At 59.9% G+C, this 13,036-nt stretch carries 12 protein-coding genes; all 12 read left to right on the top strand.

The genetic code is table 11. The features are described from left to right. The first annotated feature begins 185 nt into the window (after window positions 1-185). The 12 genes from BR24_RS04910 to BR24_RS04855 all read left to right on the top strand — a co-directional run bounded on the left by BR24_RS04910 (window position 186) and on the right by BR24_RS04855 (window position 12,947). Window positions 186-1,328: an iron-containing alcohol dehydrogenase gene (locus BR24_RS04910; protein WP_496540391.1), complete on the top strand. Its 1,143-nt coding sequence runs from the start codon at window positions 186-188 to the stop codon at window positions 1,326-1,328. Beyond that, window positions 1,328-2,521 (top strand): two-component system sensor histidine kinase NtrB, encoded by a 1,194-nt coding sequence (locus BR24_RS04905; protein WP_496540390.1) that lies wholly within the window; start codon window positions 1,328-1,330, stop codon window positions 2,519-2,521. Before BR24_RS04910 ends, BR24_RS04905 begins: the two co-directional genes overlap by 1 nt. Window positions 2,522-2,529: 8 nt before the next feature. Then, on the top strand, window positions 2,530-3,873 hold the full coding sequence (locus tag BR24_RS04900) for a sigma-54-dependent transcriptional regulator (protein ID WP_496540389.1): 1,344 nt from the start codon (window positions 2,530-2,532) through the stop codon (window positions 3,871-3,873). Window positions 3,874-4,297: 424 nt separating this feature from the next. Then, window positions 4,298-5,479 (top strand): iron-containing alcohol dehydrogenase, encoded by a 1,182-nt coding sequence (locus BR24_RS04895; protein WP_496540388.1) that lies wholly within the window; start codon window positions 4,298-4,300, stop codon window positions 5,477-5,479. A 127-nt stretch (window positions 5,480-5,606) separates the two neighbouring features. Next, on the top strand, window positions 5,607-6,167 hold the full coding sequence (locus tag BR24_RS04890; RefSeq protein ID WP_496540387.1) for a 4Fe-4S dicluster domain-containing protein: 561 nt from the start codon (window positions 5,607-5,609) through the stop codon (window positions 6,165-6,167). After that, window positions 6,164-7,054 (top strand): CoB--CoM heterodisulfide reductase iron-sulfur subunit B family protein, encoded by an 891-nt coding sequence (locus tag BR24_RS04885; protein ID WP_496540386.1) that lies wholly within the window; start codon window positions 6,164-6,166, stop codon window positions 7,052-7,054. Before BR24_RS04890 ends, BR24_RS04885 begins: the two co-directional genes overlap by 4 nt. Window positions 7,055-7,083: 29 nt before the next feature. Beyond that, a complete protein-coding gene (locus BR24_RS04880) occupies window positions 7,084-9,063 on the top strand; it encodes a 4Fe-4S binding protein (protein WP_496540385.1) in 1,980 nt (659 codons plus the stop codon). After that, window positions 9,030-9,494, top strand: a complete 465-nt coding sequence (locus tag BR24_RS04875; protein WP_496540384.1) for a hydrogenase iron-sulfur subunit — start codon at window positions 9,030-9,032, stop codon at window positions 9,492-9,494. The genes BR24_RS04880 and BR24_RS04875 overlap by 34 nt, the downstream gene beginning before the upstream one ends. 23 nt (window positions 9,495-9,517) lie before the next feature. Further along, window positions 9,518-10,471, top strand: a complete 954-nt coding sequence (locus BR24_RS04870) for a 4Fe-4S dicluster domain-containing protein (protein WP_496540383.1) — start codon at window positions 9,518-9,520, stop codon at window positions 10,469-10,471. Beyond that, window positions 10,471-11,526 (top strand): 4Fe-4S dicluster domain-containing protein, encoded by a 1,056-nt coding sequence (locus BR24_RS04865; RefSeq protein WP_496540382.1) that lies wholly within the window; start codon window positions 10,471-10,473, stop codon window positions 11,524-11,526. Before BR24_RS04870 ends, BR24_RS04865 begins: the two co-directional genes overlap by 1 nt. Window positions 11,527-11,544: 18 nt before the next feature. Continuing rightward, window positions 11,545-12,381 (top strand): FAD/NAD(P)-binding protein, encoded by an 837-nt coding sequence (locus tag BR24_RS04860; protein WP_496540381.1) that lies wholly within the window; start codon window positions 11,545-11,547, stop codon window positions 12,379-12,381. A gap of 83 nt (window positions 12,382-12,464) precedes the next feature. Continuing rightward, window positions 12,465-12,947: a ferritin-like domain-containing protein gene (locus BR24_RS04855; RefSeq protein WP_496540380.1), complete on the top strand. Its 483-nt coding sequence runs from the start codon at window positions 12,465-12,467 to the stop codon at window positions 12,945-12,947. The last annotated feature ends 89 nt before the right edge of the window (window positions 12,948-13,036 follow it).

Raw genomic sequence — 13,036 nt, 5'->3', positions numbered from 1 at the left:
GCATCTTCATGAGCTTGGCGGTCATGAGCTGTTGTATGTACGTTCGGATGTTCACTGGCATGGGGAATCTTTGTTGCGGGCGATCGGAAAGGTAGGTGTCAAACCTCTTTGCTGATAGAGGGCGTGGGTGTTGCCGTTCCACACTGGTTCACTGGATGTGCAGGAGACACTTGAGGGGGTGATTTATGCTCAGCACGAAGTTTGCCATACCTGACGTCATTTTCGGCCGAGGGTCCATCACGCATTTGCCTCAGTGTGCCAAGCGAGTGGGCGCACAAAGGGTCTTCTTTGTCAGCGATCAGGGGGTGGAAGACTCCGGCTGGGTCGGGCTGGTCAAGGGGATGCTTCGGGCCAATGACCTTGACTGCGTGTATTTCAGTGACGTGAATTCCAATCCGCGGGACAAGCAGGTTCAGGAAGGCGTTGAAATCTACCGCGAAGGGAAGTGCGACGTTGTCGTCGCTCTGGGCGGCGGAAGTCCGATGGATGCCGCCAAGGGTATAGCCACCATCGTGGGCAACGGCGGGGAGATCAAGGACTACGAAGGCGCCAACAGGATCATGCGCCCGTTGCCGCCCATGATTTTCATACCGAGCACGGCCGGCAGCAGCTCCGATATTTCCCAGTTCTGCATCATCACCGACATGGAACGCCGGGTTAAGATGTCCATAATCAGTCGCTCACTTGTCCCCAGCATCTCGATTGTGGACCCACAGCTTCTCGTGACACAGGACAGGAGCCTCATCCTTGCGGCCGGAGTCGATGCTCTGGCGCACGCAATCGAGTCCTACGTGTCCAAGCTCGCCTCACCATTCACGGATCTGCACGCCCGGAACGCGATCCAGTCGATCATAACGAATCTGGAGCCGGCCGCAGAGGAAAAGGACATTCAGGCGCTCGAACAGCTCTCCATAGCGAGCACTTCAGCCGGAATGGCCTTCAGCAATGCCGGGCTGGGCGATCTGCACGCTCTGGCGCACGCCCTTGGCGGCCTGTGCGACGTCCTTCACGGCTGGGTGCATCCCACTCTGCTGCCGTCCGTCATGCGGTACAACCTGCCTTCGTGCATGTCGAAGATGGGAGAGATCGGGCGGCTGGTCACCGGTTCGAGCGGCGGATCGGACAGGGACGCCGCCATGATGGGCATCGAGCGTCTCGAGCAGTGGTTTGCCGAGTTGCAGCTCAACACTCGGCTGCAAAAGCTGGTGCCGAACAAAGAGGACCTGATGCATATCTGCAATATGGCGACGCACGACGCATGTCATCTGACGAATCCGCGGCCCGCATCGGCCAAGGACCTCGTGTCCGTCTGCGAGGAGGCGTGGTGATGGCGCCGACCACCCTGAGCGACCTCATAGGCATAGAGCACTCGAAGCTCGGCTTCTTTCAGGAGCTTCAGCAGACGGTGGTGGAGCTTCAGCAGTCCAACATCGAGCTGGAGGATCAGCGTCGCGAGATAGCGGCCATCATCGACGGCATCACCGACGTCATGATGGTCCTGTCCGAGGATTTGAAAATCATTTCGGTCAACAACGAATTTCACAACCTGTTCCCGGAGGGCAACCCCATCGGGAAACACTGCCATGAGCTGTTCCGCGATACCGGGGATGCCTGCCCGGAATGCCCGGCCTTTCGCTCCATATCGACGAACTCCGTCTGCAAGGAAACGGCCGTGTTCAAGATTGACGGCTGCAACCGTCAGTTCGAGATGATCGCATCGCCTCTGAAGACACCGGGCGGCGCCAACCGGGTGCTCATTTTCAAGCGCGACGTGACGACCGAGAAGGAGTTTCAGGCCAAATATTATCAGGCTGAGAAGATGGCCACGGTGGGGACGCTGTCCACGGGCATCGCCCACGAGGTCAACAATCCGCTCATGGCCATCTCGGGCTATGCCGAAGGCATCCAGCGAAGGCTCAGGAAACATGCCGGGGCCATGCCGGAGGAGGTCGCCCGCGAGTTCGGCGAATATACCGAGACCATCCTCAAGGAGTGTTCGAGGTGTCAGAAGATAGTCCGTAGCCTGTTGAACTTCGGACACCCGGAGACGTCGGTTTTCGGCTTCGTCAATTTGAACGACGTCATAAAGGAAACCCTGACGATTCTCGGCTATCACCTGAAGAAATCGCGAAAGCTCGCCATTGAACTGGAGTTGAGCGACGACCTGCCGCTCATCTACGCGGACGAACCGCGGCTCAATCAGGTCGTGCTGAACCTTCTTACCAACGCGGCTGACGCCATGGACGGGAAAAAGGGCGCCATCACCATCAGGTCGTTCATCAAGGGTGACGACTTGATAGTGATCGAGGTGGAAGACTCGGGGAGCGGCATCCCTCAGGACATCAGGAACCGGCTCTTCGATCCGTTCTTCACGACCAAGTCGGCGGGCAAGGGAATAGGTATCGGGCTGTCCACCTGCTACGGCATAGTCAAGGACCACAACGGGGAGATAGGCGTCAGGAGCGTGGAAGGCGAAGGCTCCTGCTTCACCGTGACTCTCCCCATCCAACAGAAGACATAGAGAACTGAATGCAGGCTCCATATTACGTGCTCGTCGTGGATGACGAGCAAAGCATACGAAAACTTCTGGAAAACGAGCTCGGCAGCGGAGAGCGGGTGGTTCATACGGCGGAGGACGCCCGGACCGCCCGTCAGCTCATCGGGAAACAGCAGTATGATGTCATCATTCTTGATATCCGGCTGCCGGACGCCAACGGTCTCGACCTGTTTTCCGAGTTCAAGATGGCGATTCAGGATGTCGAGATCATCCTCATCACCGGACACGGCGACATCGACAACGCTGTCGAGGCGATGCGGATGGGAGTCGGCGACTACATCACCAAGCCTTTCAAGCTGGACAGGCTGGAGGTCGTCATCGAGCGCGCATACCAGCGGGTCTGCCTGCAGCGGGAGAACCGGGGACTCAGACACACGCAGGACGCGAGGGTCGGCTGGTACAACCTTATCGGCCGGTCCGCCCCCATTCAGGAGATCAAGTTCCTCATAGACAAACTCACCGATTCCGAGGTCCCGGTCCTGATCACGGGTGAGAGCGGGGCCGGTAAGGACGTGGTCGCACGGGCGATCCACAGCCGGTGCAGGCGGTCGGCGCAGCCGCTCATCGTGAAGAACTGCGCCATGCTTCACCGCGAGATGGTCCGCTCCGAGCTGTTCGGTCACAAGAAGGGGGCGTTCACCGGAGCTTCTGAGGCCCATGAAGGGCTGATCTCGGTCGCTCACAAGGGAACCCTGTTTCTCGATGAGATCGGCGACCTGCCCGAAGACGTTCAGGCATCCCTGCTGCGTCTGCTGGAGACGAAGACGTATCGGCGCATGGGGGAAAACAAGGAGCGCAGGGCCGACGTCAGGTTTCTGTTCGCCACCAACCGCGATCTCGCCAAGGCCGTCGAGGAGGGGACGTTCAACGAGGCCCTGTTTCATCGCATCAATGTATTTCAGATACACATTCCGAAACTCAAAGAGCGCAAGGAGGACCTGCCGCTGCTCGTCGAGCACTTCCTCTCCCTCCTGACCAAGGGCCGCACGCCTGTTTCGTTGCCGGAGAAGACCCTGCAGCGGCTGTTGAGCTACGACTGGCCGGGGAACGTGCGTGAACTGCGCAATGTCCTCGAACGGGCGCTCATCCTGTCGGACGGCCGGGCCATTACCGAAAACTGCCTTCCCAAGGAGCTTTTGGAGAACGGGTGCGGCTGCACCGACGCTCGCCCGATGTCTCTTGAGGCCATGGAGCTCGATCACATAGCCCGGGTCCTTTCCATCTATGAGGGGAACAAGCAGAAGGCCGCCGAGGTCCTCGGCATCGGAAGGAAAACGCTTTATCGCAAGATTGAGAAATACGGTCTGGATGGATAACCCGGATCGGTATTTTCCGATCGGACGGATGCCGAAAGCGCATGAACAGCGTCGCCACACAAGGCGGCGCTTTTTTGTTTTGGATGAAACGTTTGCCAAAACAAAAAAAGTGGTTTGTCTTAGTATGCCCACTCGGGCATATGGGCGAAAGTGACACAATTGCCTGATATCGTGTATCAAAATGATACAGATGGTAAATTGCTAATATTGTTGTGCTTTTTTGGAGAGATGGCCGCCAGCGGGTACGCCGTGTGTCTCTAGGAGTCAGGAGGGGTGCCTTTTTGGGTTTAGAAAATTGAAGATTTTATTGCAACTAGCTGGAATAGCGTCTCTTTGCTGTTTGGCACGGCGGTTGCCTAAGGAGGGGGCAGTTACGTTCATTCCAATAGTCAATTGTGACTGAGAAAGCTTAAGGAGTCGTGCCATGGCAGTACGTGAACAGGTGAACGGATTTTTCATTCCCAGTGTGACCCTCATCGGCATCGGTGCTTCGAAGGAAATCCCCGAGAAGATTCAGGCCCTCGGCGGCAAGAAGCCCCTGATCGTTACCGACCCCGGTATCGTCGCCACCGGCATCCTGAAGCAGATCACCGACATCCTCGACGGCGCCAAAGTCCAGTACGAAGTCTACGACAAGACCATCCCCAACCCGACCGACGCCAACGTTGCAGAAGGCGTGGAAGTCTACAAGAAGGGCAAGTGCGACAGCCTGATCACTCTGGGTGGCGGCTCCTCGCATGACTGCGGCAAGGGCATCGGTCTGGTCGTCTCCAACGGCGGCACCATTCACGACTACGAAGGCGTGGACAAGTCCTCCAACCCGATGCCGCCTTATGTTGCGGTGAACACCACCGCCGGTACCGCCTCCGAAATGACCCGCTTCTGCATCATCACCGATCTTTCCCGCAAGGTTAAGATGGCCATCGTGGACTGGCGCGTCACCCCCGGCATCGCTCTTGACGACCCGCTGCTGATGGTCGGCATGCCCCCCGCGCTGACCGCCGCGACCGGCATGGACGCCCTGACCCACGCCGTGGAAGCTTACGTCTCCACCATCGCCACCCCCATGACCGACGCCTGCGCCGAAAAGGCCATCGAGCTTATCTTCAAGCATCTTCGCGCCGCCGTCGCCAACGGCCAGGACATCGAAGCCCGCGAAGGCATGTGCTTTGCCCAGTATCTCGCAGGCATGGCCTTCAACAACGCCTCTCTGGGGCATGTCCACGCCATGGCTCACCAGCTGGGCGGCTTCTACGACCTCCCGCACGGCGAATGCAATGCCATCCTCCTGCCCCACGTCGAGCAGTTCAACCTCATCGCCAAGGTCGATCGCTTCGTCAAGATGGCCGAGATCATGGGCGAAAATGTTGAAGGCCTGTCCCCGCGCGCCGGTGCCGAACTGGCTCTCGATGCCATCAAGCAGCTTTCCTGCGACGTCGGCATCCCCTCCGGCCTGATCGAACTCGGCAAGCGTTACGGCAAGGACGTCAAGGCCGAAGACATCGCGATCATGACCGCCAACGCCCAGAAGGACGCGTGCGGTTTCACCAACCCGCGCTGCCCCACGGACGAGGACGTCACCGCCATCTACACCGCAGCCCTGTAAAGCCGAGCACGGCCCGGGGAAGCCTCACCCTTCCCCGGGCCGCGGCCGGGCGGCACGGCCGGAAGCGCGCAGGTCCGGCATGTGTTTCATGACAGGGATGTTCACCTTCAACGATGCGGACAGTTCTATGAAGACAGTATCTCTCAAAGACTCCTGCGACGAGATGTTCATCGCCGAAGTGGAGAAGGAAAGCGAACAGAAGGCAAGCCTCTGTTATCAATGCGGGAACTGCACGGCAGGCTGCCCGTATTCCTCCTTTTACGACTATCCTGTCAGCCAGATCATGCGGCTCCTGCAGGCCGGGCAGAAGGAAACGATACTCTCCTGTCGATCGCTGTGGCTGTGTGCCACCTGCGAGTCCTGCACCACCCGCTGCCCCAACAGCATCGACGTGGCGCGCATCATGGACGTGCTGCGGCACATGGCGCGCAGGGCGGGCTATGCCCCCGAGCGAGAGGTCAAGACGTTCTGGGACAGCTTCCTCGACTCCGTGGAGAAGCACGGCCGCGTCTTCGAGATGGGGCTGGTCGCCAGATACATTGCAAAGACCGGCCGTGTCCTGACCGACGCGGATCTGGGCAGGGACATGCTCCCCAAGGGAAAGCTGAGCTTCAAGCCGCATCCCATCGTCGGCAGGGAGAGCGTTGCGAAGATCTTCAAACGCTACAATGAGGAGCGTGAGTCGTGAGTGGCACCTACGCATATTATCCCGGCTGCTCCGGGCTGGGCACCTCGATGGAGTACGACCGTTCCACCCGTGCCGTCTGCCGGGAGCTGGGCATCGAGCTGGTGGATGTCCCGGATTGGAGCTGCTGCGGATCCACTCCGGCCCACACCGTGGACCACGCCCTGTCCTGCGCACTGTCCGCACGAAACATCTTTCAGGCCGAAAGTCTGGACGTGGACGGCATCATCACTCCGTGCCCCAGCTGTCTGACCAACCTCAAGACGGCCGGTCACCGCATGAAGGACGAAGCGTTCAAGGCAAGGGTCGAGCGGCTGCTGGACGGCCCCGTGGAGAACCGACTTCCAATCATGTCGGTCCTTCAGGTCCTTTCCGAAACAATCGGTCCGGCAGCCATTGCGGAGAAAGTGACCGAGCCTCTCGCCGGACTGCGCCTTGCGCCGTACTACGGTTGCATCATGAATCGTCCGCCCGAGGTCATGGACTTCGACGACTGTGAAAACCCGGTCGCCATGGACGAACTCATGACGGCGCTGGGTGCGGACGTCGCGCCTTTCCCCTTGAAGGTCGAGTGCTGCGGCGCCTCCTTCGGTGTGGCCCGCAAAGACATGGTCATGAAGCTCTCGGGGAAACTTCTCGATCTCGCCGAGGACGTCAGTGCCCACGCGATGGTCACTGCCTGCCCCCTGTGCCAGATGAACCTCGACCTCAGGCAGAAGCAGATCAACTCGGCCCACAAAGCCAAGCATCGGATGCCGGTGTTCTACTACACCCAGCTCATCGGCAAGGCTCTGGGAATGGGAGAGGAGAGCCTGATGCTGGACAAGCTGATCGTCTCTCCGTCCGAGGCGTTTCGGAAAATGGATGAAGTGCGCCGGTCGGCATCCTGAAGAGCGGAACCTCAAGGAGCAGCAGTAGCATGAAGATAGGTGTTTTCGTCTGCCATTGCGGCAGCAATATCGCCGGTACCGTGGATGTCGCGACAGTGGCCGCCGAAGCGCAGAAGATGCCCGACGTGGCCTATGCCAGCGACACCATGTACGCCTGCTCCGAGCCGGGGCAGGAGGGCATCATCGAAGCCATCGGGGAACACGGGCTGGATGGCGTCGTCGTGGCCTCGTGCACCCCGAGGATGCATGAACCCACCTTCCGCAGGGCCGTGGAGCGGGCAGGTCTCAACCGGTACATGTTCGAGATGGCCAATATCCGCGAGCACGTATCCTGGATCGGCAAGGACACGGAGGCCAACACCCGCAAGGCCGTCGACCTTGTCTCCATGGCCGCCGCGAAGCTGAGCCGCAACAGGAATCTCACCCCCAAGAAGTTCGACATCAACAAGCGCGTCATGATCATTGGCGGCGGCGTCGCCGGAATACAGGCCGCCCTCGACTGTGCCGACGGCGGGCTGGAAGTCATTCTGGTGGAGAAGACGTCGTCCATCGGGGGCAAGATGTCCAAGCTGGACAAGACGTTTCCCACCATCGACTGTTCCAGCTGCATTCTGGGACCCAAGATGGTGGATGTCTCCCAGCATCCGAACATTACGCTTTACGCCAGCACCGAGGTGGTGGGCGTCAGCGGGTATGTGGGCAACTTCACGGTGGATTTGAACCGAAAGGCCGCATACGTGGACTGGGAGGCCTGTACCGGCTGCGGGCTGTGCATGGAGAAGTGTCCCAGCAAGAAGACGCACGACATCTTCAACGAAGGGGTCGGGACCACCACGGCGATCAACATCCCGTTCCCGCAGGCGATCCCGAAAAAGGCGTCGATCAGTGCGGACTCCTGCATCAAGCTCACCAAGGGCAAGTGCGGTGTCTGCGAAAAAATTTGTCCCACTCAGGCCATTCGGTTTGAGCAAACGGATGAGACGACTGTCGAATCCGTGGGCGCAGTTGTTGTGGCTACCGGTTACGATCTGTTCGATTACACTCGCTATGGAGAGTACGGGGGCGGCCGATATACCGACGTAATAACCTCACTTCAATACGAACGGTTGCTCTCGGCGTCAGGTCCCACCGGTGGCCACATCAAACGTCCCTCTGACGGAAAGGAACCCCGAAACGTCGTCTTCATTCAGTGTGTCGGCTCCAGAGACAAGAGCGTCGGGCGCCCGTACTGCTCCGGCTTCTGCTGCATGTACACGGCAAAGCAGGCCATCCTTACCAAGGACCACCTGCCCGAGTCGCAATCCTACGTCTTCTATATGGATATCCGGGCTCCGGGGAAGCAGTACGACGAGTTCACCCGCCGCGCCATCGAGGAATACGAGACCAAGTACATCCGAGGCCGCGTCTCCATGGTCTATCCCAAAGGCGACCGTTACGTGGTTCGCGGGGCGGACACCCTCATGGGCGGCGCCGTCGAGGTCGAAGCGGACCTCGTGGTCCTTGCCGTGGGCGCCGAAGCTGCCGAGGGAGCTCCCCAGCTGGCCGAGAAGCTCCGCATCTCCTACGACTCCTTCGGCTTCTACATGGAGAGCCATCCCAAGCTCCGGCCCGTGGAAACCAACACCGCCGGGGTCTACCTTGCCGGAGCGTGTCAGGGTCCCAAGGACATCCCGTCCTCGGTGGGGCAGGGCAGCGCCGCCGCGGCCAAGGTGCTGTCGCTCTTTTCCAGAGACCAGCTTGAGAGCGATCCCCAGATATCGGAAGTGGACATCAAGCGGTGCATCGGATGTGGCAAGTGCATCGAGACCTGCCCCTTCGGCGCCATTGAGGAAATCGATTTCCGCGGGCAGCCCAAGGCCAACGTCATCGAAACCATTTGCCAGGGGTGCGGCATCTGCACCTCCACCTGCCCGCAGGGCGCCATCCAGTTGCAGCATTTCACCGACAATCAGATCCTCGCGGAGGTCAACGCCTTATGTCAGCAGTCGATGCAGCAGAATTACGAATAGTCGGCTTTCTCTGTAACTGGTGCTCCTACGGCGGCGCGGACACGGCCGGTGTCGGACGTTTTCAGCAGCCCACGGACCTGCGCATCATCAGGGTCCCCTGCTCCGGACGCATCGATCCGCTGTTCGTGATGAAGAGTCTGGTCAGCGGCGCCGACGGCGTGCTGGTCTCCGGCTGTCACCCCCGCGACTGCCACTACAGCGAAGGCAACTTCTACGCCCGTCGCCGACTGGAGATCCTGAAGCGGTTCCTGCCCATCCTCGGCATCGACGAGCGTCGCTTTGAATACACCTGGGTCTCCGCTTCCGAAGGGCAGAAGTGGAAGACCGTGGTCACGAAGTTCACGGAACGCATCCACGAACTCGGCCCCGCCCCCCGAATCGACGAGAGCATGCTGGCTCAGGCCAAGGCTCTGGCCGCAAGGGCCGTGTAACCGGTTCTTTACGGAGTGAATCAATGCAGCATTTGGAAGAGTTGAAACAACAGATCAAGGACAAGCTGCCCGAGCTGGATGTGGTCATCGGCTGGGAGCAGGGCTTTGATTCCCTGCGCGCCGCGCCGCTGTTCATGCGCCGGCCGGAGGACGTGGACCGGCTGATCTGGAATCCGCTGTGCGTGCACAATCTCGCGACCTATCTGACCGGGCTCAAGGGCAGAAAGGTCGGGGTGGTGGTCAAGGGGTGCGACAGCCGTTCCGTCATCCAGCTGCTTCAGGAAAAGCTCATCAATAGAGAGGACGTCACCGTGTTCGGGTTGCCGTGCACCGGTGTGGTCTCGGTCAGGGAGATAGCCCGCCGGCTCGGCACGCTCGACTACGTGGAGAATGTCGAACTGTCCGAAGACTCTCTCACCGTCACAAGCAACGGGGAAAGGCACTCCTTCGGGCTGACGGAAGTGGCCGCCGAGAAATGCGGGCGCTGCCAGTATCACAGCGCGCTCCTCTCGGACGTCTTCATCGGCGAGCCCGTTACCGGGCAGGCCGAAGACGACTACGCCGACGTGGAAGCCTTCGAGACGAAGCCGGAAGAGGACAAGATGAATCACTGGCTCAACGTCATGGACCGCTGCGTGCGCTGCTACGCCTGTCGCAACGCCTGTCCCCTGTGTGTCTGCCGGGACCACTGCGTGGCCCAGAGCCGTGACCCTCACTGGATGACTCAGGAGGATTCGGTGCAGAACAAGTGGCTGTTCCAGATGATCCACACCATGCACCTCGCCGGTCGCTGTACCGAGTGCGGCGAATGCGAGCGCGCCTGCCCCGTTGCCATTCCGCTGCTGCTTCTGCGCCGAAAGATGAACAAGGAGATCAACGACCTCTTCGACTACAAGGCCGGAACCCTCATCGACGGAAATCCCCCGCTGCTTTCCTTCAGGGTTGAAGAAGAGAATATCAACGAGAGAGGCTGGTAATGGCTGACAAGTTCATCGCTACAAGCGAACTCGGTTCCTGGCTGGCATCGGTGTCGGAGCAGTACCGCACCCTTGTGCCGAGGCGGGAGGGCGATGCCGTCGTCTTCCAACCCTTCGAGGAGTCCCGGCCCGTGGCGCTCGATGTCCGTCCGACCAAATCTCCCAAGGAGGCCGTCTTTCCGCAGTGCGAGGCCCTGCTCACCTTTGAATACAACAAGGACCCCGAAACCCCCGGTCGCGTGGAAGTCGAGGTGACCGAAAAGATGGGGGGCGCGCCCACGGTAGTGGTGGGCGGGCGTCCCTGCGATGCCTCCGGCTTTTTCACCTTTGACCGCGTGTACGACTCCGAGCGCGTCAAGGACCTCAACTATCTCCATCGGCGGGAGCAGACGCTGTTCGTGAGCCTGGTCTGCGAGAAGCCCGCCACTACCTGCTTTTGCAACTGGGTCGGCGGCGGGCCTGCCGCAACCGGCGGTTCCGATGTCCTGATGACCCCCGTCGAAGGCGGCTACGTGCTTGCCCCCCTGACAGACAGGGGCGGGAAACTGCTGGGAGGGCTCCCCGAGGCCTCCGAGGCACAGAGCGAGAACGCGGAGGCGGTCAGGCGCGCTGCGGAGGAAGCCATGGGAGAGCCGCCCGAGCTTTCCGCCGCACAGGAACGGCTGCTGGCGCATTTCGATGATGCCGAGTTCTGGGAAGCCCAGTCCGCAAAATGCATCAGCTGCGGCACCTGCACATATCTCTGTCCCACCTGTTACTGCTTCAACATCACGGACGAACAGTTCGGCCATGAAGGGGTGAGGCTGCGGACGTGGGACAACTGCATGTCCAGCCTGTTCACGATGGAGGCCAGCGGGCACAACCCCAGGCCGACAAAGGCGCACCGCCTCAAGAACAGGGTCGGACACAAGTTCAGCTACTACCCGTCGCTGCACGGCGGCAACGTCGCCTGCTGCGGCTGCGGTCGCTGCATCAAGAGCTGTCCGGCTTCCGTGGATATCAGGGCCATCGTGCTGAACGCCATCGCCACCCCGGTTCCGCAACCGGAAGGCTAACATTCACAGGGAATGACAATGACACAAGCGCCGAATCCATATCTCCCCGCAGTGGCCACCATTACCGAGACCATTCAGGAGACGCCCACCATCAAGACGTTCCGCGTGGTCCTCAACAATGAAGAGGCGATGAAGAATTTCACCTTCCAGCCCGGACAGGTGGGCCAGCTTTCCGTTTTCGGGACCGGCGAGTCGACCTTTGTCATCAACTCCCCGCCGACCCGCATGGACTACCTGCAGTTCAGCGTCATGCGGGCGGGAGAGGTCACCGCCAAACTGCACGCCCTGTCAGCAGGTGACGAGATCGGCGTCCGTGCTCCGCTGGGCAACTGGTTCCCGTACGAGGAGCTCAAGGGCAAGGACGTAGTTTTCGTCGGCGGCGGCATCGGCATGGCCCCCTTGAGAACGCTGCTGCTCTACATGCTCGACAACCGCGATGACTACGGTGATATCTCCGTGCTGTACGGTGCCAGGTCTCCGCAGGACATGGCCTTTCAGTACGAGCTGCCCGAGTGGCTCGAGCGAGACGACATGAAGACCGTGCTGACCATCGATTCCGAAGCGGAAGGGTGGGAACATTCGGTGGGGCTCATTCCCAACGTGCTTTTGGAGATGGAGCCTTCTCCCAAGAATACGGTCGCCATCACGTGCGGCCCTCCCATCATGATCAAGTTCACCCTTCAGGCGTTGCAAAAGCTCGGCTTCAAGGACGACCAGATAATCACCACTCTGGAGAAAAGGATGAAATGCGGCGTGGGAATCTGCGGGCGTTGCAACATCGGCGGCAGCTACGTCTGCGTGGACGGTCCGGTCTATACCTACGAGCAGCTGAAGGCGCTGCCCAACGAACTGTAGCGGAAACCGGCGAAGGCAGCGGCCGTACCAAAGGCGGCTCTGCTTGAACGACAACAACTCAGGTCAGCATAACGGGGTATGAAATGGCTCATTTTTTCAGAGCGAATGAAATAGCGAACGTCGCCATAGAGATCGAGAAGAAAGGTCGGGAATTCTACATGCTGGCCGCACAGAAGGCCAAGAGCAGCGAGATCAGGGACATATTCACGCATCTCGCCGACGAAGAGACCAAACACGAGGAAGTGTTCCGCAGCATGCTGGACCGGCTCGGCAGGGTGGAGATGCCCGCCTGGGCGACGCAGGAAGAGTACATGCAGTACCTCGAGGCGCTCATCGAGTCGCACATGCTGTTCGGTGACCTGGGCAGGAAGTTCATGGAGCGGGCCGACAGCGAGGCGGACGTCCTCAAGATGGCCATGAGCTTCGAGAAGGACACCATGCTCTTCTTCATGGAGATGATGGAGCTGGTGCCCGCTTCGGAGAAGTACGTCGTCCAGCAGTGCTACGAGGAAGAGCGCAGGCATCTCAGGGAACTCAGCAGAATGAGTGCGAAAATGAAAACGTAAGTGTCGTAAGGGCGGTTGGCGCGCCCCGTTGTATATCCAGCGAATTTGTACGGCGGATTCCCGTGCGGCGACCGGCATTCGATAACCTA

Source organism: Pseudodesulfovibrio halophilus DSM 5663, from assembly GCF_059568665.1.
Note: the sequence above shows the minus strand (reverse complement) of the source record. Positions and strands in the feature narration are given on the sequence as shown.